This is a genomic window from Bacillus sp. Bvel1 (assembly GCF_014872755.1).
Classification (GTDB): Bacteria; Bacillota; Bacilli; order Bacillales; family Bacillaceae; genus Bacillus; species Bacillus velezensis.
This window is the reverse complement of record NZ_JAAOBZ010000006.1, coordinates 775,970-798,242: the sequence shown is the minus strand read 5'-3', so window position 1 is coordinate 798,242 and position 22,273 is coordinate 775,970. Positions and strand designations below refer to the sequence as shown.

At 45.9% G+C, this 22,273-nt stretch carries 25 protein-coding genes; all 25 read right to left on the bottom strand.

Annotation, left to right across the window (positions count from 1 at the left end; translation table 11 throughout):
• Nucleotides 1-3: 3 nt before the first annotated feature.
• The 25 genes from dxr to fliM all read right to left on the bottom strand — a co-directional run bounded on the left by dxr (nt 4) and on the right by fliM (nt 22,267).
• Nucleotides 4-1,155 carry a 1-deoxy-D-xylulose-5-phosphate reductoisomerase gene (gene dxr / locus HAP68_RS08025; RefSeq protein ID WP_003154208.1) on the bottom strand — a complete coding sequence of 384 codons (1,152 nt, stop codon included), beginning with the start codon at nt 1,153-1,155 and terminating at the stop codon, nt 4-6.
• 55 nt (nt 1,156-1,210) lie between these two features.
• Nucleotides 1,211-2,008 (bottom strand): phosphatidate cytidylyltransferase, encoded by a 798-nt coding sequence (locus HAP68_RS08020; protein WP_021734132.1) that lies wholly within the window; start codon nt 2,006-2,008, stop codon nt 1,211-1,213.
• 3 nt (nt 2,009-2,011) lie between these two features.
• The gene (locus HAP68_RS08015; RefSeq protein ID WP_003154211.1) at nt 2,012-2,794 is read right to left on the bottom strand and encodes an isoprenyl transferase; all 783 of its coding nucleotides are present in this window, start codon (nt 2,792-2,794) and stop codon (nt 2,012-2,014) included.
• Nucleotides 2,795-2,919: 125 nt separating this feature from the next.
• A complete protein-coding gene (frr, locus tag HAP68_RS08010) occupies nt 2,920-3,477 on the bottom strand; it encodes a ribosome recycling factor (RefSeq protein WP_003154212.1) in 558 nt (185 codons plus the stop codon).
• Nucleotides 3,478-3,479: 2 nt separating this feature from the next.
• The gene (gene pyrH, locus HAP68_RS08005; protein WP_003154213.1) at nt 3,480-4,202 is read right to left on the bottom strand and encodes a UMP kinase; all 723 of its coding nucleotides are present in this window, start codon (nt 4,200-4,202) and stop codon (nt 3,480-3,482) included.
• 145 nt (nt 4,203-4,347) lie between these two features.
• The gene (gene tsf, locus HAP68_RS08000; protein WP_003154214.1) at nt 4,348-5,229 is read right to left on the bottom strand and encodes a translation elongation factor Ts; all 882 of its coding nucleotides are present in this window, start codon (nt 5,227-5,229) and stop codon (nt 4,348-4,350) included.
• A 99-nt stretch (nt 5,230-5,328) separates the two neighbouring features.
• Entirely contained in the window at nt 5,329-6,069 is a 741-nt protein-coding gene (gene rpsB, locus HAP68_RS07995) for a 30S ribosomal protein S2 (RefSeq protein ID WP_003154215.1), read from the bottom strand.
• A gap of 143 nt (nt 6,070-6,212) precedes the next feature.
• Nucleotides 6,213-6,686 (bottom strand): DUF6115 domain-containing protein, encoded by a 474-nt coding sequence (locus HAP68_RS07990; RefSeq protein WP_014305010.1) that lies wholly within the window; start codon nt 6,684-6,686, stop codon nt 6,213-6,215.
• Between the two features lie 27 nt (nt 6,687-6,713).
• Nucleotides 6,714-7,478 carry an RNA polymerase sigma-28 factor SigD gene (gene sigD / locus HAP68_RS07985; protein ID WP_003154217.1) on the bottom strand — a complete coding sequence of 255 codons (765 nt, stop codon included), beginning with the start codon at nt 7,476-7,478 and terminating at the stop codon, nt 6,714-6,716.
• A 26-nt stretch (nt 7,479-7,504) separates the two neighbouring features.
• Nucleotides 7,505-8,005, bottom strand: a complete 501-nt coding sequence (cheD, locus tag HAP68_RS07980; protein ID WP_003154219.1) for a chemoreceptor glutamine deamidase CheD — start codon at nt 8,003-8,005, stop codon at nt 7,505-7,507.
• On the bottom strand, nt 8,002-8,631 hold the full coding sequence (cheC, locus tag HAP68_RS07975; RefSeq protein WP_003154222.1) for a CheY-P phosphatase CheC: 630 nt from the start codon (nt 8,629-8,631) through the stop codon (nt 8,002-8,004). The genes cheD and cheC overlap by 4 nt, the downstream gene beginning before the upstream one ends.
• A 15-nt stretch (nt 8,632-8,646) precedes the next feature.
• Nucleotides 8,647-9,120, bottom strand: coding sequence for a chemotaxis protein CheW (cheW, locus tag HAP68_RS07970; protein WP_003154225.1), 474 nt, complete (start codon nt 9,118-9,120; stop codon nt 8,647-8,649).
• 22 nt (nt 9,121-9,142) lie between these two features.
• Nucleotides 9,143-11,161, bottom strand: a complete 2,019-nt coding sequence (gene cheA / locus HAP68_RS07965) for a chemotaxis protein CheA (protein WP_015388231.1) — start codon at nt 11,159-11,161, stop codon at nt 9,143-9,145.
• 5 nt (nt 11,162-11,166) lie between these two features.
• Complete coding sequence (locus HAP68_RS07960; RefSeq protein ID WP_014305008.1) at nt 11,167-12,234, bottom strand: protein-glutamate methylesterase/protein-glutamine glutaminase; 1,068 nt, start codon at nt 12,232-12,234, stop codon at nt 11,167-11,169.
• Nucleotides 12,231-13,124, bottom strand: a complete 894-nt coding sequence (locus HAP68_RS07955; protein WP_003154229.1) for a MinD/ParA family protein — start codon at nt 13,122-13,124, stop codon at nt 12,231-12,233. Before HAP68_RS07955 ends, HAP68_RS07960 begins: the two co-directional genes overlap by 4 nt.
• Complete coding sequence (gene flhF / locus HAP68_RS07950; RefSeq protein WP_003154230.1) at nt 13,121-14,212, bottom strand: flagellar biosynthesis GTPase FlhF; 1,092 nt, start codon at nt 14,210-14,212, stop codon at nt 13,121-13,123. Before flhF ends, HAP68_RS07955 begins: the two co-directional genes overlap by 4 nt.
• Entirely contained in the window at nt 14,212-16,245 is a 2,034-nt protein-coding gene (gene flhA / locus HAP68_RS07945) for a flagellar biosynthesis protein FlhA (protein ID WP_003154231.1), read from the bottom strand. The genes flhF and flhA overlap by 1 nt, the downstream gene beginning before the upstream one ends.
• Nucleotides 16,246-16,278: 33 nt before the next feature.
• Nucleotides 16,279-17,358, bottom strand: coding sequence for a flagellar biosynthesis protein FlhB (gene flhB / locus HAP68_RS07940; protein WP_003154232.1), 1,080 nt, complete (start codon nt 17,356-17,358; stop codon nt 16,279-16,281).
• A complete protein-coding gene (fliR, locus tag HAP68_RS07935) occupies nt 17,358-18,137 on the bottom strand; it encodes a flagellar biosynthetic protein FliR (RefSeq protein WP_003154233.1) in 780 nt (259 codons plus the stop codon). The genes flhB and fliR overlap by 1 nt, the downstream gene beginning before the upstream one ends.
• Nucleotides 18,138-18,143: 6 nt before the next feature.
• Nucleotides 18,144-18,413, bottom strand: a complete 270-nt coding sequence (gene fliQ / locus HAP68_RS07930) for a flagellar biosynthesis protein FliQ (RefSeq protein ID WP_003154234.1) — start codon at nt 18,411-18,413, stop codon at nt 18,144-18,146.
• A gap of 14 nt (nt 18,414-18,427) precedes the next feature.
• Nucleotides 18,428-19,093: a flagellar type III secretion system pore protein FliP gene (gene fliP / locus HAP68_RS07925; protein WP_003154235.1), complete on the bottom strand. Its 666-nt coding sequence runs from the start codon at nt 19,091-19,093 to the stop codon at nt 18,428-18,430.
• Nucleotides 19,086-19,739: a flagella biosynthesis regulatory protein FliZ gene (gene fliZ / locus HAP68_RS07920; protein WP_003154237.1), complete on the bottom strand. Its 654-nt coding sequence runs from the start codon at nt 19,737-19,739 to the stop codon at nt 19,086-19,088. The genes fliP and fliZ overlap by 8 nt, the downstream gene beginning before the upstream one ends.
• Before the next feature lie 14 nt (nt 19,740-19,753).
• Nucleotides 19,754-20,116, bottom strand: coding sequence for a chemotaxis protein CheY (cheY, locus tag HAP68_RS07915; RefSeq protein WP_003154238.1), 363 nt, complete (start codon nt 20,114-20,116; stop codon nt 19,754-19,756).
• 26 nt (nt 20,117-20,142) lie between these two features.
• Nucleotides 20,143-21,279, bottom strand: coding sequence for a flagellar motor switch phosphatase FliY (gene fliY, locus HAP68_RS07910; protein ID WP_003154239.1), 1,137 nt, complete (start codon nt 21,277-21,279; stop codon nt 20,143-20,145).
• Nucleotides 21,269-22,267, bottom strand: coding sequence for a flagellar motor switch protein FliM (gene fliM, locus HAP68_RS07905; protein ID WP_003154240.1), 999 nt, complete (start codon nt 22,265-22,267; stop codon nt 21,269-21,271). The genes fliY and fliM overlap by 11 nt, the downstream gene beginning before the upstream one ends.
• Between the last annotated feature and the right edge of the window lie 6 nt (nt 22,268-22,273).

The following is a 22,273-nucleotide window of genomic DNA, read 5'->3' as shown; positions in this document are numbered from 1 at the left end:
ACCTTATGTGAGTATTGAATTAACGTATCCCCGGGTGTCTTTGTCCACTTCTTGGATATCCGCAAGACTCGGATCCTGAATTACGCTGTGGCGGTCCAATGCTTTTTCAATCAGGTCCTCAATCGATAAGAATGAAATCCGTCCGGCAAGAAAAGCGGCAACGGCTTCTTCGTTGGCCGCATTTAAAACCGTCGGCATCGTTCCCCCTATTTTACCTGATTCAAAGGCAAATTGTAAGCAGCGGAACCTTTCAAAGTCAGCTTTCGCAAAATGAAGGCTTCCGATCTCCCATAATTCAAGCCTTTTTGTTTCAGGCAGAGGCAGCCGGTCCGGATATGTCAGCGCGTATTGAATCGGCACCCTCATGTCCGGATTTCCGAGCTGGGCGATGACGCTTCTGTCGTGAAATTCAACCATCGAATGAATGATGCTCTCTTTATGTAATACAACGTCAATCTGTTCATACGGAATGTCAAACAGCCAATGTGCTTCAATGACTTCAAGCCCTTTATTCATCATTGTAGCCGAGTCAATCGTAATCTTTGCACCCATCGACCAGTTCGGGTGATTAAGGGCGTCGGCAATCGTTACAGACTCAAGCTCCTGCCGCGTTTTATCCCTGAAACTGCCGCCGGATGCCGTAATGATCAGGCGCTCGATATTTTTGCTCTGTTCGCCTTGCAGCGCCTGAAAAATAGCGGAATGTTCGCTGTCAACCGGAAGAAGAGGAACACCGTATCGTTTTGCGTGTCCTTTCACTATATGCCCGGCAGTGACGAGAGTTTCCTTATTTGCAAGCGCAATTGTTTTTTTCTGTTCAATCGCTTTCAAAGTCGGGATTAAACCGACGCTTCCAAGCAGCGCATTGACCACGATATCCACTTCGTCCATGACTGCCGCTTCAATCAGGCCTTCTTCTCCAATGCCGATTTGACATTCATGCGAAAAAGACGCTTCTTTCACTTTTTGATATGTATCCATGTCGCCGACTGCTACATATTTCGGCTGAAACGTTCTGATCAACGGGATCGCTTTCTCGGCGTTTTTACCGAAAGTCATCGAGACGAGACGGAACTGATCTTGATGCATGCGCAATACGTCTAACGTCTGCTCCCCGATTGATCCTGTTGCTCCTAAAAGACAAATATTCTTCAAAATGCCACTCCCATTCTATGCGTCCAGATCGGTCTTATTTTCATATTAGCCTTTCTCATGAAAAAAGCGCAAGCAGAAAGTATAAGAACGGCATGACAAACAAAAAGCTGTCAAATCGGTCTAAAATGCCGCCGTGCCCGGGAAGGATTTTCCCCGAATCCTTCACATCATAGTGCCGCTTAAGCGCTGATTCAACCAAATCCCCGATCTGTCCGAACACAGACAGAACAAGCGTGATGACCAAAAGAACCGGATATGAAATCGGAAGGTGAGCAAACAGCTGAAAAACGGCCGTAAAAATAAGGGCGATGACAATACCGCCGAGAAACCCTTCCACTGTTTTGTTGGGACTGATTTCGGGCCACAGCTTCCGCTTCCCGAGCGACTTTCCGACGAAATATGCGCCTGAGTCCGTTGACCATATGACAACGCAGGCATAAAAGATATACAAAAGCCCGTTTGTTTCAATGTTTCTGATTTCAATAAAATAATGAAAACACAGTCCGATATATACCGTCGCGAGAACGATAAACCCGACTTCGTCAAACGTAAAGGTGTTTTTCACGAGCACCGTATAGCTGAGCAGAATCAATACGGCGAAAATCGTTACTTCCATTTTCGCATCGAAAAAATGATATTTGTCCGGCATCATATACAGCCATAACAACAAGAAGCTGATCAGACCCGGAAAAGAAAAAAATCTGAGCTTTTTCATCCGCAAAAGCTCAAAAAGCGCTATACTTCCCATCACGTAAACAAATACGGTGAACGGCAATCCTCCGAAAATAACCAAAAATAAAAATAGTGCCGCTGCCAGAACACCTGTTAACAGTCTTTGTTTCATTTCCACCATCCTCTAAATTCCGCCAAACCTCCGGCCCCGCTGCTGAAATTCTCCCACTGCCTGCAGAAAGTGATCTTCTTTAAAATCGGGCCACAGGACATCTGTAAAAACAAATTCACTGTAAGCCACCTGCCAAAGCATAAAGTTGCTCAGTCTGATTTCTCCGCTCGTTCTGATGAGCAGCTCCGGGTCCTGGATTGATTCTGTCATTAAATGCCCGGAAAAGAGCGCTTCATCAATGTCTTCGATATTCAGCGTGCCGCTTTTCACCTGTTCGGCCAATGCTTTTGCCGCATTGACGATTTCCGTGCGTCCGCCGTAGTTCAAAGCGAAATTGAGAATCAGCCCGTCATTTTGTTCTGTATCTTTTACGGCCTTCTCAATCGCCCTGTACGTATGAGAAGGGAGCGCGGATTCATCTCCGATAATTTTCACCTGTACATTTTCCTCTATCAATTCAGGAAGATACGTATTCAGGAACTCTTCCGGAAGCTTCATCAAAAAGTCGACTTCCATCTTCGGTCGCTTCCAATTCTCCGTTGAAAACGCATAAAGAGTCAGAACTTTAACGCCGAGCTGATTTGCGAGCTTTGTCACCCTTTTTACCACTTTCATTCCTTCATGATGTCCGGCAATCCGCGGGAGTGAGCGCTTCTTCGCCCAGCGTCCGTTTCCGTCCATAATAATGGCAATGTGTGCGGGAATTTCACCCTTCAGTATGTCTTCTTTTGTATACCGTTCTAAGTTGGAAGCCGCATTCTGCTGATTCTTCCAATTTTTGAGTATGTTGAGCATGAGATTCCTCCGTCACCCAAAAAGGTTGCGTTGCTGATGATCAATGTAATCAACAGTATTAACAAAAAAACCCCCTGTAAACATGAGAGGGTCTTTTCACATTATCTATTGTACATAGTTTTTCATTAAACTTCCATGATTTCTTTTTCTTTGTCTTTCGTGACGCTGTCAATTTTTGACACATATTCATCTGTCAGCTTTTGAACGTCTTCACTGGAAGCACGAAGCTCGTCTTCTGTAATGTCCCCGTTTTTCTCAAGTTTTTTGAGGTCGTCGTTGCTGTCACGGCGGACATTACGGACTGCTACTTTCGCTTCTTCCGCGTATTTTTTCACGACTTTGACAAGTTCTTTACGTCTTTCTTCCGTCAGAGCCGGGATCGCGATGCGGATAATTGTGCCGTCACTTGTCGGAGTTACGCCAAGGTCAGCTTTCAGGATCGCTTTTTCAATATCGCCGATTGCCGTTTTGTCATACGGTGTGACAACAAGCATACGCGCTTCAGGCACATTGATGGAAGACAGCTGGTTTAAAGGTGTTTGGGCACCGTAGTATTCTACTGTCACTTTATCCAATAGAGATGGGTTGGCACGTCCCGCGCGGACTGACGCCAATTCACGTGAATAAGCGGCAACCGCTTTTTCCATGCGTTCTTTTGTTTGTGTTAATACTTCGTTTGACAACGTTATTTCCCCCTTACGATCGTTCCGATTGATTCGCCGATTACGGCACGCTTAATATTTCCTTCTTCCATAATAGAAAAGACGATCAGCGGAATATCATTATCCATACATAGTGAAGAAGCCGTAGAATCCATGACTTCCAGCCCGTCTTTTAACACATCGAGATAAGATAACTTTTCGTATTTAACAGCTGACTCATCTTTTCTCGGATCGGCATTATACACACCGTCGACATTATTTTTCGCCATTAAAATCACATCCGCTTCGATTTCAGCGGCACGCAGCGCTGCGGTTGTGTCCGTAGAGAAATAAGGGTTTCCCGTTCCCGCGGCAAAAATCACAACGCGTTTTTTCTCCAGGTGGCGGATGGCTTTTCTTCTGATATAAGGCTCAGCGACCTGACGCATTTCAATTGATGTCTGCACTCTGGACTGAATTCCGAGCGTTTCCAGGCTGTCCTGCAGGGCAAGTGAGTTCATGACTGTAGCAAGCATGCCCATATAATCGGCCGTCGCACGGTCCATTCCTAAGTCACTGCCTGTTTTTCCGCGCCATAAGTTGCCGCCGCCTACAACTACGGCCACTTCGACGTCAAGCTCAGCGATTTCTTTTACCTGTTTAGCGATGGATTGGATAACAGTCGGATTAATGCCGTTTCCCTGCTCTCCTGCCAATGCTTCTCCGCTAAGCTTTAAAACGATACGATTGTATTTTGGTTTTTCCATAATAACCTCCAAGTGTAAACATTGCCGTTTCCTATTATGCAAGAGAAAAAAAGGTTTGTAAATATAGTTTTAAAAATAGGGAACACAAGTAGTGTCCCCTATACTGCCTGAAAAGCCGCGAAAGATTCGCCAAGGCTTTCCGCCATTATTTTTTCACTTGGTTCATAACTTCTTCAGCAAAGTTTTCTTGGCGTTTTTCAATGCCTTCTCCAACTTCGTAGCGGACGTAAGTTTTAACAGATGCGTTTTTCGCAGCCACAACTTGTTTCACTTTTTCGTCTGGGTTTTTAACGAAAGCTTGGTCTAATAAGCAAATTTCTTCGAAGAATTTGTTCAGACGGCCTTCAACCATTTTAGCTACGATGTTTTCCGGTTTGCCTTCTTGAAGAGCTTGCTGAGTCAGGATCTGACGCTCATGGTTTGCTTCTTCTTCAGACACTTGGTCGCGGGAAATATAACGAGGATTTACCGCTGCAACATGCATCGCGATGTCTTTTGCAAGATCTTCGTCAGTTGTTCCGCTAAGAACGGATAATACGCCGATGCGGCCTCCCATGTGAAGGTAAGCACCGAACGCTTCGCTGTCTTCTTTTGTAAGAACAGCAAAACGGCGAAGAGTGATTTTCTCTCCGATTTTAGCAACGTTGCTTGTGATGTATTCTTCAACAGTAGAACCGTTTTCCATCTTTTGACCCATCGCTTCTTCAAGATCAGCAGGAGCGTTTGCAAGAAGGTGGTCAGCAAGCGTGTTCAGAAGCTCTTTGAAGCCTTCGTTTTTCGCAACGAAATCAGTTTCAGAGTTTACTTCTAAGATAACGCCTTTGTTGCCGTCAGTTTTAATAAGAGTAGAACCTTCAGCAGCGATACGGTCAGCTTTTTTAGCCGCTTTCGCAATTCCTTTTTCTCTCAGAAGGTCGATTGCTTTGTCCATATCTCCGTCAGTTTCAGTCAATGCTTTTTTACAGTCCATCATACCAGCGCCTGTTTTTTGACGCAGTTCTTTTACCTGCTGTGCAGTAATAGCCATTTGAATTCCTCCTTATATGTGTAAACAAGATATGTATAGATACATTTTTCTTGAAAAAAGGTGATAAAAGGCAGTCCCTCTTATCACCTTTTGATTAGGTTACGCAGTTGTCGTTTCTGTTTCAGGTGCAGTCTCTTCAGCAGCTTCCGCTTCTTCTTCGCCTTGCTTCGCTTCAAGAATGGCATCTGCCATTTTAGAAGTAAGAAGTTTGACAGCGCGGATTGCGTCATCGTTTGCAGGGATTACGACATCAATTTCATCAGGATCACAGTTTGTATCTACGATTCCGATGATAGGAATGTTCAATTTGCGAGCTTCCGCAACAGCGATGCGCTCTTTGCGAGGATCGATGATGAATAATGCATCAGGAAGATCCTTCATGTCTTTAATTCCGCCGAGGAATTTTTCAAGACGCTCTAATTCTTTTTTCAATTGAACAACTTCTTTTTTCGGAAGTACTTCAAATGTACCGTTTTCTTGCATTTTCTCGATGTCTTTCAGACGCTTAATGCGTTTTTGGATTGTTTCGAAGTTTGTCAGTGTACCGCCCAACCAGCGTTGGTTGACATAGTACATGCCAGAGCGTACAGCTTCTTCTTTAACAGAATCCTGAGCTTGTTTTTTTGTGCCGACGAAAAGGATTTTTCCGCCTTCAGCAGCAAGGTTTTTCGTGAAGTTGTAAGCTTCCTCTACTTTTTTCACTGTTTTTTGAAGGTCAATGATGTAGATTCCGTTACGCTCCGTGAAAATGTAACGCTTCATTTTTGGGTTCCAGCGGCGTGTTTGGTGGCCGAAGTGAACACCAGCTTCAAGCAATTGTTTCATAGAAATAACTGACATGTGATTTCCTCCTAATAAAATGGTTTTTTTCCTCCGCTTAGGTCATTTTTGTGCAGAACTGCCGTTTGCAGCACCCTCTGCATAAATCGTTAAGCGTGTGTATTTAACACCAAGACATAATATAACACAGCTTTATGCGACAATCAAGAATCCTTTACAGCTTTGCCGCGAAATTTTAAAAACAGCTCGATTTCTGTCTTTCCGCTCTGCACCCGTTTGGCGATTTCCGCAGGGGTGAGCCCTTGTTCATATAATTCTGAAACACGTTCTTCAAACGAATGCGCACCGTTGTTTTCGTCACTTTCAGCCCGTTCCGTTGCACTGATGAGCTTTTCCATGTGATCCGGAATATCAGGCTCTTTTTTCGGTTCCGGCCGGGGTTCGGCGTCTTCTGCGTCAGGCGCTTGATCATTCCGGCTTTTTGTGTCTTCGAGTCTTTCATTTTCTTCTTTCAGCTCAAGCAGAAACGCTGCAAGGGTGTTTTCCGTCTCTTCAAGAATCTTCTTCTGCTGGCGCTCCGTCTCCTTGAGGGCTGAAAACCTCGTGTACAGAATAATGACGGCATAAAGCAGTACGCCGTGAAGCACAAAGCTTAAAAGCCATAATAGTGTTGACATGTTTTTCACTCGCTAACCATGAGTTCATTATTGAATTACTTTTTCAAGCAGGTGCTTTAATTTAAACAGCGCCTTTGAATGAATCTGTGAAATCCGCGACGTCGAAAGGTTCAGGACTTGTCCGATTTCGGTCAAAGTCAGTTCTTCTTTATAGAATAAACTGACGACAAGCTGCTCTTTTTCAGAGAGCTCGTGAATTTTGCCCGCAAGCTGAGCGATCAGCTCGTCCTTCATGATTTTTTCTTCCGGCGGCACATTTTTGTCATCTCTGATCATCACTTGAATATTCTCACCGTCATCCTGGTCGTGAAGCTTTTCATCAATTGATAAGAGATTGGCAAAAAACCCTTCATTCATCGTTGATACTACGTCCTGCTCCGTCATCCCCAGCTCTTCTGCGATCTCTGAAGGCGTCACATTCCGAAGGTAGCGCTGTTCAAGTTTTTCGATTGCCGCTTCGACTTTTTTTGTCTTCTCCCGTGAAGTTCTGGGCAGCCAATCTTCTTTACGCAGCCCGTCGATGATTGCACCGCGAATTCTAAACGAGGCATAGGTATCAAATTTTAAATCCCGGCCGGGGTCAAATTTTTCTAGGGCATCATATAAACCAAGCATACCAAGGCTCATTAGATCGTCTTTATGCACCGATTTCGGCAGTCCGACGGAAATTCTGCCGACATGATATGTGACCAGCGGCATGTAACGGCGCATTAAATCATCACCGGCTTTAGGATCTTTCCACTCTTTCCAGCGCGACCAAAGCACCTGATCTTCATAATTCAAGGATTGCATTGTTATCCCCCTACCTCATACCTTTATTAAATCGTTGTTTCACCTTGTTTAACAGTTCGAATGTGCAGCATGCAGGACTTTGGCTCAAATTCAATCGTCCGGCCGCTTGAGCCGCCCGTATCTTCACTGATGACCGGAATGTTATACAATGAAAGCTGCTCTTTGATAGCCGCTACATTCCTCGGGCCGATTTTCATCAGGTCGTTTGTCATTTTAAACTTAAACATCTCCGCTCCCCCGGCGAGTTTTGCCTTCAGGGCAAACTTGCGGCAGCCGGCTTTCAAAAGCATATCAATCGTCATCTTAACGGCGGTGTCCGCGTATTTTGCACGGTTGAGCTCCGCCGTTTTTGATAAACCGGAGTCCGGCAGCATGACGTGAACGAGTCCTGCCGTTTGTTTGTCTTTATCGTATAAAACCAGCCCCACGCATGAACCGAGTCCCGAAGTCCGGATTTTATCCGGATAACGCGCGACTTGAACATCCGCAATCCCCACTTTAACGACTGCGGCTTCCGCACGGCTCATAAAGCCGCACCCAATGAGACGAAGAGCTTTTCAAAAGAATCATAGTCCGGGAGCATAAACATATGGGCTTTGAGCTCCTGCCGGCTGCCCTGGTCAAAAATAGAAGTATCCACGACAATGGCATGCTCTCCGACTTGGCTGAGCTCCATCAGTCCTTCACTGATAACCGCGCCGAACATATCAAGTGAGATTTCCGGCACGCTCGGGTAAATCTCAAGCTTTGTCAAATCAGCCAATGCCGTTAAATAGGAGCCTGCTAAAATATTGCCGAACTCATGTAAAGCAGAAGAACTCAAATGATCTTCGCCCAACTGGTCAATATCAAAATCCGGATTTCCGATCAGCTCTCTGATAAACTGTTCCGCCTGATGGAAAGGCATGATGAGAAAGATAGAGCCTGTCATGTCGCCTTCCATTCTTAAAAAGATACTGGCGACCGGCGTTTCAGCCCCGCCGAAAAAATCAGCGAGCTCATCAAATGTCAATAAAGTCGCAAACGGCACTTCCATGTCTATCTTTCTGTTCAGCAGCTGAGCCATGGCAGAAGCCGAGTGACCCGCCCCGATATTTCCGACTTCCCGCAAAATATCCATCTGCTCTTCTTTGATCGCTTCAAACTTACTCATGTTGTCTTTTCCCCTTTAAGCATTCGGCTCTCCGGACGCAGATGCCGAAGCACCTTTATCCAGCACCGCATGCGCATCAATAATATTGAGGAGCCTGTTATCTTGCTTGACGATCTGTTTAATCCACACATCCGTTTCCTTTGTCTGGCTTTCAGGCGCGGATTCGATTTCATTTTCATGCACGGTGATGACGTCATTGGCCTCATCCACGACCCATCCGACATCGGCGTCACGGTAAGAAATGATGATAATCCGTGTCTCTTCTGTGATGTCCTGTTCAGGCTGGTTCAGACGTTTTCTTAAATCAAGAACCGGGGTAATTACTCCGCGCAGATTGATAACGCCGCGGATATACGATTCCACACCCGGGACCCTCGTCGGTTTTTGCCACTTTTCAATTGATTTCACCTGGGAAACTGAGATAGCGTATTCTTTCCCGTTTATCATAAACACAATCATTTTTTCACCTGTTTTGATTTCAGCAGTCATGCGGGCACCTCCTCGTGTCGTTTTAGTAGATCAGCGCATTGCAATCAATAATCAGCGCCACTTCTCCGTTTCCGAGAATCGTAGCGCCGGAAATCGCAAAGACGTTCGTCAAATAGTCGCCGAGTGATTTCAGTACGACTTCCTGCTGTCCGATAAAAGAGTCCACGACAAAAGCAGTGGATTTATCGCCCTTTTTCACGACGATTACATGGAACTGATCGGCATCCTGTTTTGAATCTGTAATGCCGAATTCTTTTTTGAGATAGACGATCGGAACGATTTGTCCTCTGAAATCAATCACTTCTCTGTCATGCGTCTGCAGGATATCTTTCTTATCAATAACAGCCGTCTCTATAATAGAAGAAATCGGTATCGCAAACGTCTCTTCTTCCAGTTTAATGAGAAGAACGGATATAATTGAAAGTGTCAGCGGAAGCTGGATACTGAAAAGAGAACCTTGGCCTTCCGCGGATTTGACACTGACAGAGCCGCCGAGTGATTCGAGTTTATTTTTTACGACATCCAGACCGACGCCCCGACCTGAAATGTCAGAAATTTGATCGGCAGTCGAGAAGCCAGGAGCAAAAATAAGCTCGTAAATCTCATTATCTTCAAGCGTTTCAGCATCACGTTCGGTAATTACACTCCGCTCGAGCGCTTTTTCAAGAATTTTCTTTCTGTTCAGGCCGGCCCCGTCATCTTCAACCTCAATAAAGACATGATTGCCGCTGTGATATGCCTTAAGCACGACATGACCCGATTCCGGTTTTCCTTTATTCACCCGCACTTCAGGCGATTCAATGCCGTGATCGATGCTGTTTCTGATTAAATGGACAAGCGGATCGCCGATTTCATCAATCACCGTGCGGTCCAGCTCCGTTTCAGCTCCGATGATGGACAATTCGATTTTCTTGTTTAATTCCTTTTGAAGCTGGCGGATCATTCTCGGGAAACGGTTAAAGACGGTTTCTACCGGCACCATCCGCATATTAAGAATAATAGACTGAAGGTCGCCCGAAATTCTGGTCAGGCGTTCAACGGTTTCAGTCAGCTCATTGTGGTCAAGCTCTTTGGCGATCTGCTCAAGACGTCCGCGGTCAATGACAAGTTCTTCAAAAAGGTTCATTGAAGAATCCAGTCTTTCAATGTTGACGCGAATCGTTTTCGAGCCGCTGTGATGCTTCGGCTGCTCTTCCGTTTTCGCTTGCGGTTTCGGCTGTTTTTCAGCCTTTTTAACCGGAGTTTCCTTCACCGGTTCAGCTGCTTGCGGTTTTTCGGCCGTTTTTAACGGCGCACCGGCAGAAATTTCGACATTCTCCACTTCTGAAATGCCGCTGATGAGTTCTTTAATTTCTTCAGCAGGCTGCTTTGTCAAGAAACACACCTGAAAATCCGTTCCGAAATCTTCCGTCTCAAGCACTTCCGCGGCAGGTATCGTTTTTGCGACTTCCCCGGCTTCATTCAGCTTTTCAAATATCATGTACACGCGCACGGCTTTGAGCATGCAGCTTTCATTCAGGGAAACCGTTATTTCATAGCGGCTGAATCCTTGCTCTTCCGCCTCTTCAATAACAGTCCGTTCGAACTCATCATAATTCCATTCAGTTGAAGTCTGTTGTTTTGAAGCCGGCGGTTCTGCTGTTTCGGCTGAAGCCGCAGTCTCATGCACCGCATTTACGTCGAGCTTCGCACTCACTTCAGAAATATCACGTTTGCCGTCTCCTCCGTCAATAATGGACTGCACCATCTCTTCAAGATGATCAAGCGCTTCAAACAGCACGTCCAGCCAATCCGATGTAACGGGCATTTCTCCGTTGCGGATGGCGTCCAGCACATTTTCCATCAGGTGGGTTAAATGCGCCAGATCTGTATATCCCATCGTTGCGCTCATGCCTTTCAGCGTATGGGCAGCTCTGAAGATGTCATGCACAAGCTGAAGGTCTGCCGGATCTTTTTCCAACAGCAGCAGCTTTTCGTTACATGTCTGTAAGTGCTCTTTACTTTCATCAATAAAGACATCTAAATATTGATTCATATCCAATTGATTCACACCCTCTCTTTTTTCACACATCCGGTGATGGATGCCGCGATATCTTCCACATGTTTAATCTCATGAATGAGGCCCGCCTTTATCGCTGACTTCGGCATTCCGAACACAACACAGGATTCGTCCGATTCCGCAATCGTTTTAACGCCGCCTGTTCTGAGCATTTCTTTTACGCCTTCGGTTCCGTCGCTGCCCATGCCTGTCATAATGACGGCTACCTTTTCGTAACCGGATAAACGGCTTGCCGACCGAAACAAATAATCGGCTGACGGTTTATGCCGGCTTTCCGTATCATGAACATCAAGAATGATGCGGAGCCTTCCGCCTTCCTCTGCAACCGTCATATTTTTTCCGCCGGGCGCGATGTACACCCATCCGTCTTTCGCTTCTTCACCGTTTTCCGCTTCTTTGACCTGAATATCTGACAAATGGTTGAGTCTGTCTGCAAGTGAAGCGGTGAAGCCTTCAGGCATGTGCTGAACGACAAATACAGGCGCCTTTAAATCCTTCGGCAGTTTCGGAACCACCTTTTGCAGAGCCCGCGGTCCGCCTGTAGAGGTCGCGATGAATACGGCCTGCTTTGCGGATTTTGCTTTCGGTCTTTCAAATCCCGCCAAAGCCGGACGTTCCGGGATAGAAGACTCTTTCACTGCCGCCTCAGGTTTTTGTGCGCGGGACATCCCGGCTGCAATCACCCTCTCAATCAGCTGCTCTTTAATTTTATAAAGATCAAGTGAAATCGCTCCGGAAGGCTTAGTGATAAAATCAAAAGCGCCCATCTCCAGGCAGTTGATCGTTCGGTCCTTCCCTTGCTGTGTCTGGCTCGATACCATGATGACGGGAAGTTTATATATGCTGATGATCTTCCGCAATGTATCCGTTCCGTTCATGACCGGCATTTCAATATCAAGCGTGACAACATCCGGTTTGAGAAGCTCTATTTTCTTCAGCGCCTCTTCCCCGTTTCTGGCTGTCCCGATGACTTCTATCTGCACTTCCGCAGCCAGAAAATCGGTAATCATCTTTCTCATAAAAGCTGAGTCATCAACGACAAGCACACGAATCACTGTAAAGTCCTCCTCAATAAAAAAGAAGATAATCTCTCAATAAAAGCCGGTTTCTCTTCTCTTGGTTTGTTTTCTTCCGTTTGAAACAAGACATCCGTCAGAAGACGGACGGACCTGCTGGCTTTTGCTTGAGGACTTTTTATTAAAAAAGGCACCTGGTCAATGACGGCTTGACTTACTAGCGGATCATCGGGTATGGAGCCGGCGAAACGCACCTCCGCGCCTAAAAACGTGTGGATCGCATGAGAAAGGCGGTTGTACGTGTCCAGCGCCTGTTTTTGGGCGCGGGCGCGATTGACGGCAATGTTTACGGTCAGCCGTTCATCCGCGAGCAAAAGATGTTTGATCGCGCTGTACGCATCCATAATGGCCGTCGGCTCAGGCGTTGTCACGGCGAGAATGTCTTCCGCCGATAAAATAAACGGCAGCTGTTCTTTTGAAAGTCCCGCTCCCATATCAAACAGAACGTAATCAAAATCGCTTAATACAGCGGAAAGACCATTCATAAAAGCCGACCACTTCTCTCTGTCTGCTTGATAGAACGCCTCAAGCCCCGTTCCTCCGGATATGTAGCGAAGGCCTTTCGGACCGGAGGAAAGTGATTGAGCCAACGCGTGCCGATTCTCCATCACATCAATAATGGTGCGGGAAGAAGCAGCTCCGATCAGCACATCAATGTTGCCCATTCCGATGTCAAGATCAATGATGAGTGCTTTTTTTCCTTTTTCCTGCAGGGCAACTGCCATGTTTAATGTTAAATTAGATTTTCCGACGCCGCCTTTACCGCTTATGACGGCTAATGTCTTCGCTTTTTTCTCATAAAGCTCCGGCTTGATCATTTGCCTCTCTCTCATTTTCCTTCTTAATGACTCTGCCTGATCGGGTTTCATGCCAAAAGCATCCTTACAAACTCTTTTGGTGAAGCCGATAGGATGTCTTCAGGCACATCCTGTCCATTTGTCAAATAGGCGGCGCCGATTCTTGATTCCGACAGCACTTGAAACACGGAGCCGAGTGAGGCGGTTTCATCCGTTTTCGTGAAAATGAATTGATTGACCGGCACACCGGAAAACTGTTTCAGCACCTGTTTCATATCTTCATATTTTGCAGATGCCGATAATACGAGAAAGGATTGTAAGCCTGATTCAAACGGAATCATCTCTTGTAATTCCGTAATATACTGCTCTTCTTTAAAGTTTCTGCCGGCTGTATCAATGAAAACATGGTCGTATTCAGCGAATTTTTCCAGTGCCTTCAGACATTCTTCCTTTGAATAGCATACTTCAAGAGGAGCCTGAAGCAGCTCCGCATATGTCTTCAGCTGCTCGACCGCGGCAATCCGGTAAGTATCCGTCGTCATAAAGGCAATTTTTTTATGCTCTGTCAGCATTGATGAGGCCGCAAGTTTCGCAAGTGTAGTCGTTTTGCCGGCCCCGGTTGAACCGAAAAGCACGACGTATTTTGATTGAATCCCTTCCTGCCACCTGTCTGTCGAAGGGAGTTTTTTCACTAACAAATCCTGCAGCTTTGAGCTGACATTATCTTCAGTTAAATCTCCGGAAACAATTGAAGAACTGAGCAATTCACTGAGTACGGCGTTTTGCGTATGATCAGGAAGCCCGGCTTGCTTCAATAGTCTCTCGGCTTTTTTTAATGGTTCAGGGAGCACTTCTTTCAAATGCGCCAGTTCGCCGGAAATACTTTGATCCGGAAGACGCGGCGGCTGAACAGGCTCAGCTTTCTCCGCCGTTTCCGTCTTTTTCATTTCTTCAGCGGCAGCCGGCGGCGTTTTTCTCGCTTCCCTGACGTCACGATCTAAAACCGCTATCACTTCGACGGCCTGCTGCGACCGCAGCCCCAGCCATTTTCGTTTCTTTACTTGTTTGGAATGTAAAATAACGGCATCATTGCCGAGTTCCTTTTTGATTTGCTTCGCGGCATCCTGCATTGAAGCGGCTGTAAATTTTTTTATTTTCATTAAATATCCACCACTCCAATGCTCTGTACTTCAACATTTGCTTCCAGCTCATTATAAGAAAGAACCGGAAGATCAGGGAAATACCGTTCTAACAGCTGTTTTACATACATTCTGACAGCAGGCGAGCAAAGAAGAATCGCCGACTCCTGACGGATGGAAAGCTGCTCGGCCTCTTTAGCGACAGAACGGATGATGCTGTCCGAAACCTCAGGGTCGAGTGACAGGTAATTGCCCTGTTCAGTCTGCTGAACCCCGTCTGCAATCGCTTTTTCCACCCGGCCTGAGCATGTGATGACCTTCAGCGTTTCATGCTCTCTCGCATATTGTGCCGTGATTTGTTTGGCAAGCGACTGTCTCGCGTATTCTGTCAAAAGGTCTGAATCTGTCGTTAATCTTCCGTAATCGGCAAGAGTTTCAAAAATGGTCACCAAGTTTCTGATTGAAACTTTTTCTCTCAGCAATTTGGCAAGCACCTTTTGAATATCGCCGACAGAAAGAGGGTTCGGCGTGACTTCCTCAACAAGCACAGGATAATTTTCCTTCAGATGATCGATCAGCTGCTTTGTTTCCTGTCTGCCGACCAGTTCATGAGCATGCTGCTTAATTTTTTCTGTAATATGCGTAGATACGACTGACGCCGGATCAACAACTGTATACCCCAGCATGTCCGCTTCATCTTTTGCAGCTTCGCTGATCCATTTTGCGGGAAGTCCGAACGACGGTTCAATCGTTTCAATTCCTTCAATGACGTCATCTTCAGGCGTCGGTGACATCGCTAAATAATGATCCAGCAGGAGCTCTCCTTTAGCGACTTCATTGCCTTTAATTTTCAATCTGTATTCATTCGGCTGGAGTGCGATGTTATCCCTGATGCGCACAACCGGAATGACAAGTCCCAATTCAAGCGCAAGCTGACGTCTGATCATGACGATGCGGTCAAGAAGATCACCGCCCTGCCCCGCGTCTGCAAGCGGCACGAGTCCGTATCCGAACTCAAATTCAATCGGATCAATATGTAAAAGCTGCACAACGCTTTCCGGGCTTTTCAGTTCATCCGCCTGAGCCTCTTCTTCAAGAATTTCTTCCTCTTCTTCGCTCGGCTTATCCGCTTTGGACAGCATATAAGCGCCGAATGCAAGCAGACCGGCGATCGGCCCCGTCAGCAGAATACCGATCGGTGTAAGCAGACCGAGCAAAAGTACAGTTCCCGCGGCTACATACAAGAGCTTCGGATAAGCAAACAGCTGGCCTGTAATATCATGACCGAGGTTTCCTTCAGATGCCGCTCTCGTCACGACAATCCCCGTAGCCGTTGAAATGAGCAAGGCCGGCATTTGAGAAACGATACCGTCACCGACCGTCAGCATTGTAAAGTGAGACGCAGCTTCTTGTATGCTCATCCCCTGCTGCAGCATGCCGATTACGATTCCGAAAATAATATTGATCATCACGATGATGATCCCCGCGATGGCATCCCCTTTGACGAATTTGCTCGCACCGTCCATGGCGCCGTAAAAATCCGCTTCCCGGGCGACTTTTTCACGTCTGTGCTTTGCATCCTGCTCCGTAATCATGCCGGCATTTAAATCCGCGTCAATACTCATTTGCTTTCCGGGCATCGCATCGAGCGTAAATCTCGCCGCCACTTCCGATACCCGCTCGGCGCCTTTTGTAATGACGATAAACTGAATAATAATTAAGATAATGAAGACAACAAGCCCTACCAGCACATTTCCGCCGACAACGAAATTCCCGAATGTCTCAACAACCTTTCCCCCTTCTCCGTGAGAAAGAATCGAACGTGTCGTCGACACATTGAGCGCAAGCCGAAACAGCGTCAATAACAGCAGCAATGACGGGAATATCGAGAATTGCAGCGGTTCTTGCATATTCATTGTGGTGAGAAGCACGATCAACGCAAGAGAGATATTAATGATGATCAAAATACTTAACAACCATGGAGGGAATGGAATCACCAGCATTGCCACAATGAGGACAACACTTATTAAAACCGATAAATCTCTTGTTGACATGCTGTTTTTCTCTCCTTTTGAATCTGAAATTCACTATACTTTTTGTTTCGTTTTATATACATAAGCCAAAATTTCCGCAATGACTTTGAAAAACTCTTCCGGCACAGCCTGGTCAATGTCAACCTGATCATATAACGCACGCGCGAGCGGCCTGTTTTCAATCGTCATGACATCGTGTTCTTTGGCGATCTGCCTGATTTTTAATGCAAGATGGTCGACCCCTTTGGCAACAATGTAAGGGGCGTCCATTTTCTTTTCATCATATTTTAAAGCAATCGCATAATGGGTCGGGTTGGTAATGATGACATCCGCTTTCGGCACTTCCTGCATCATCCGCCTCATCGCCATTTCCCGCTGCTTCTGCTTAATTTTGGACTTGATAATCGGATCACCCTCCGATTTTTTGTATTCATCTTTTATATCCTGCTTTGACATTCTGATATTTTTCTCATAGTCAAAACGCTGATATAAATAATCAAGCCCGGCCAGCAGCATTAGAGCCCCTGATCCCGCAAGCCCCATCCAAAGCGTGAGCTTAGAAACGAAAGTGAGCACTTCCGCAGGTGTTAAAAGCGGAAGGCGGAGAATATCGCCATAATGCAGCCAGAGCACCATAAAGGCGGCAAAACCGACCACAGTAATCTTCAAAATGGATTTGACCAGTTCAACAATCGCCCTCATGCTGTAAATCCGCTTAAATCCTTTCAGCGGGCTGAGCTTATTCAAGTCAGGCTTGAGAACTTCCGCAGAAAACAGAAAACCCACCTGCATGTAATTGCTCACGACACCTGCCACAAGCGCGACCAGCATAATCGGCGCGAGGATGAGGCTGATATCTTTCACCGTATCTACGAACAGTTCATGCACGGAAGATGCTGACAGATGTAATGATATCGATTTCGTATAAAACGTTTTAATAAAGGACAGCAGCCTGTCCCGCATATAAGGACCGAGCGCGATCAGCGAAAGAAAGATAATCAGTAAAGAAACGGCTGTATTCACATCCGTACTTTTCGCGACCTGTCCTTTCTTTCTTGTATCCTTCCGTTTTTTCGGAGTGGCTTTCTCCGTTTTTTCACCGGCAAAGAATTGCAGATTCAGTCTGAGTCTCATCATGTCACACCGACCAATGCCAATAGATTCCGCATGGTTTCAACGGTAAGGCTGAAGATGTTGCGGACGACGACAAACATCACCGCCATACAAACGATCAGCATAATAAAGCTCACGGCTATTTTCAGAGGAAGCCCGACAACGAAAACATTCAGCTGCGGCACCGTTCTCGCCACAATACCGAGCGCCAAATCAACTAAAAACAGACTGGCCACAACCGGCGCAGACATTTGAAAAGCGATAATGAACATGGCATTGAAGCTTTTTGCGATAAAAAGTCCAAAGTGATCATTTCCAAACGACGGAAATGCCTGATCAAGCGGGATATACTGAAAGCTGTAATAAATCCCGTCCAATAAAAGATAATGGGCGTTTACGCTGAGCATAAATAACAGCGCCAGCGTATAAACGAATTGTCCGATCAGCGGGCTTTGCGTTCCTGATTGCGGATCAATGACATTGGCGATGGAAAAGCCCATCTGAAAATCAATAAAGGAACCCGCTATCTGAATGGCTGTCATCATCATGAAAGCAATCAGCCCGAGGCTCAAGCCAACAACGGCCTCTTTTATGACAAGCAGCATATACTGTTCCCCTATTTCTATTTCCGGCGCATGTTTCAGCGTGCTGAAGCAGATCACCGAAAGAAAAAAAGCAAAGCCGATTCGGTGAACCGCCGGCAGATTCCGATGTCCGAACACCGGCACCGTTACAAAAAAAGCAGAGATTCTGATAAAGACCAATAAAAAAGCGGGAAATAAATCAATGATGGAATTCATTTGATTCTACCCTGCAAATCGGTTCAGATGAGAGAACAGATCAGTTGTGAACGAAAGAATCGTCGACAGCATCCAAGGACCGAAAAAGATCAGTCCAAGCATCACCGCCACGATTTTCGGAATGAACGCAAGCGTCTGTTCCTGGATTTGAGTTGTCGCTTGAAAGATACTGACGAGCAAACCGACGATCAGCGCGATCGCAAGCAGCGGCCCGCTGATCATTAGTGTTACATATACGGCTTTTTCCGCCATGGAAATTACAAATTCTGAACTCACAATTAGCACCTACCCTAAAAGCTGTCAAGCAAAGATTTCACGATTAAATACCATCCATCGACCAAAACGAAAAGCAATATTTTAAAGGGCAGAGAGATCATAACCGGCGGTAGCATCATCATTCCCATTGACATTAAGACGCTCGCCACGACCATATCGATAATTAAAAACGGAATAAAAATCATAAAGCCCATTTGAAAAGCGGTTTTGAGTTCTGATATCGCATAAGCGGGCACCATCGTCGTCAAAGGAATATCCTGAATCGATTCAGGTTTTTTCATTTTGGCATAGTTCATAAACAGCGCCAGATCCTTCTGCCTTGTATGCTTGCTCATATACTCTTTAATCGGCTTCTCGGCTTTTGTATATGCTTCATCGAGACTGATTTTGTTGTCCATCAGCGGCGTTAAGGCTTCCTTATTAATCTCTGAAAAAGTCGGCGCCATAATAAAAAACGTCAAGAACAGCGCAAGGCCGATTAAAACCTGGTTCGGAGGCATGTTCTGCGTCGCCAGTGAGGTTCTCACAAAAGACAGAACGATGACGATTCTCGTAAAGCAGGTCATCAAAATCAGAATCCCCGGCGCTACTGAAAAGACAGTCAAAAGCAGCAGTAATTTAACAGTGGAGCTGACTTCGGTCGGACTGCTTGAATTAAAAAGATTAACGAATTCATTCATGATGATAAGGGCCTTTCTTCTTTCCTTCAGAACGGCTTTGTTTCAGCTCGTTCAGCTGTTCTTTCAGCGCTTTTGAAAACGACGGAAGCATCGTTTGCGGCTTTTTTTCTCCATCCTTACGCGGATTTACGAGCTTGGTCCATTCCACTTTTGAAGACATCGACTCTTCGTATTGGCTCAGAATCGCCTCGCGCTCTTTTTCATCTTCAATTTCTTTTAAAAGCTGTATCGTTTCGCCCACACCGACTACGAGAACGCTGTTTCCCACTTTAATCAGCTGCACGGAACGATTTTGGCCGACTGACGTTCCGCCGATATTTTCTACATATTGAAACGGCTTCAGCAGACGGTTTCTTCTATTCATCAGTTTGACAAATCCATAGATCAGCAGAATGACGAATAATAACGCCCCGATCATCTTTACAAAATCAAAAGCGGAGACAGAAGATGCAGAAGCATCCCCTATCTCTTGATCAGCTGTTTGTTTCGATGTATCGCTTTTTTTCTCTGTTTTGTTTGTTGATTGTTTGTCAAACCATTCGTTGACGGTGGAATTATCAGACTCCGCCGCAAAAGCAGGGAACGGATGTACATTGAGTAAAACGAAACAACAAATCAAAGCTAGTAAACCATGACTCTTTTTCAACAGTCGTACACCCTTTAGCTTAATGTTTTATTAATGGCTTCAAGCACGCGGTCCGCTTGGAACGGTTTCACGATAAAGTCTTTTGCGCCGGCCTGAATCGCGTCAATAACCATTGACTGCTGGCCCATAGCCGAACACATGATGATTTTCGCCTGCGGATCGATCTGTTTAATTTCCTTTAGAGCTGTAATCCCGTCCATTTCAGGCATTGTAATATCCATTGTCACTAGGTCGGGGGAATGCTCTTTGAATTTTTCAACTGCCTGCGCTCCGTCTGAAGCTTCAGCTACAACGTCAAAACCGTTCTTCACTAAAATATCCTTGATCATCATTCTCATAAATGCTGCATCGTCTACAATTAAAATTCTGTGTGCCATAATCTGTTTCTCTCCTCTATGTTCGCTTATTTTAAATTGTTAAGGCGGTCTGCCTGACTTAAAATATCAGTGACTCTCACGCCGAAGTTTTCTTCTATGACAACGACCTCGCCCTTTGCCACGATCCGCTGGTTGACCAGGATGTCAACAGGTTCACCAGCCAGCTTGTCAAGCTCAATAATGCTTCCCGCAGAAAGTTCAAGGATTTCTTTGACGCTTCTCTTCGTTCTGCCGAGCTCAACCGTAACGGAAAGCGGAATATCCATCAGCATATCAAGGTTATTCCTTGATCCTTGCGCCGCTTCGTTATGATCAAACGCCTGGAATTCTACCGGAGCGACTTGAACAGGAGCAGCTTTTTTTGCGGTTCCCTGTCTCTTCGGAAGCTCGGGTTTTGCCTGCGGCTCCGGCTGCATGGCAGGTTCCGGCTGCGGCGTTTCGTATGTTTCCTGTGGTTCTGATGCGGTTTCTGCGGCCTCTGACTCATGCTGGTCTGCAGTCATCAGGTCTGCGATCAGATCTTTCGCAAACGTAATCGGATAAAGCTGCATGATGCTCGAATCGATTAATTCGCCGACTTTCAGACGGAATGACACTTTTACGAGCAGGTCATCCTCAGGTATTCTGTCGGTCCCTTTTTCTTCCGTCACATCCAGAAGTTCAACCCTTGGCGGAGAAATGTCAATCTTTTTACTGAATACGGTCGACATTGACGTAGCAGCCGAGCCCATCATTTGATTCATTGCTTCCTGCACGGCGCTCAGGTGGATTTCACCGAGTGACGGATCGGCGCCCCGGCCGTCTCCGCCGATCATCAAATCCGCGATGATGGCCGCGTCGCTTTGTTCGACGACGAGCAAATTGCTGCCGTCAAAGCCTTCTGTGTAGTTCACTTCAATGGCAACATACGGATGAGGAAATTCATCACTGATTTTGCTTTTTGAAATGACGGTCACACTCGGTGTCGTAATGTCCACTTTTTGATTTAAAAGAGTGGACAGCGCCGTAGCCGAGCTGCCGAACGAAATATTCCCGATTTCTCCGATCGCATCGCGCTCAAGTTCAGACAAGTTCGCCTCTTGAGGCTGTTCTGTATCCTCTGACTGACTGCTTGTGCCGTTAAGAAGAGCATCGATTTCATCTTGAGATAATCTATTGTTCATCTTGTTCACCTCTTATGTCGTGATCTAAAATTTGCACTGCTTGTCTTCGATTCACCCGGCCGGCCTGCCCTAAAAACTTCGGTTTGTTTCCGACCAATACAGTAAGAGGATCAGTCACTGATTTGTCCAGAGTTATACAGTCCCCGACTTCCAAACTTAAAAATTCTTCTATTGTCAGTTCAGAAGCGCCCAAGAGAGCCACAACGGGAATTTGAGCCGTCATGATGCGCTTTTCAAGCAGCTTCGTTTCTTCGGGCTTCGCTTCATTCCGGTCTGATTGCATCCAATAATGTACGGAAAGCTTAGGGATAATCGGCTCAAGTACGACATGGGGAATACAAAGATTAATGACACCGCTGATTTCACCTATCTGTGTATTGAGAGAAATGACAACGACTGTTTCATTTGGGGAAACCATCTGTACAAACTGAGGATTCACTTCAAATTCAGTCATTTCAGGGTCAATATCAGCAATCGATTGCCAAGCTTCTTTGTAGTTGCCCAGTGCATTTTCAAATAAGTTAGAAATAATATTCGTTTCAATTTCCGTAAGGCTGTCAGCTTTGTTATGAGTGATGCCGATGCCTCCCATGACGCGGTCAAGCATTGCGTATGCGATGGTGGGATTAACCTCCATCATGATTCTGCCTTCCATCGGATGAACATCGAATAAATTTAAAATCGTCATGTTCGGTATGGAACGGATAAATTCTTCATACGGCACCTGGTCAACTGAGCTGACGGATATATGAATATACGTTCTGAGCTTGGCGGAAAAGTGTGTTGTGAGAAGCCTCGCAAAGTTATCATGTATCCGGGTTAAACTGCGTATCTGATCTTTCGAGAATCTGAGAGCCCGTTTAAAATCATATACCTTTACTTTTTTCTCTTTAACTTCCTTTTTCAGCTCTTCCGCATCCGCCTCACCCGTGGAAATGGCGGAAAGCAGTGCGTCTATTTCATTTTGGGAGAGAACTTCTCCTGACATTTTCTT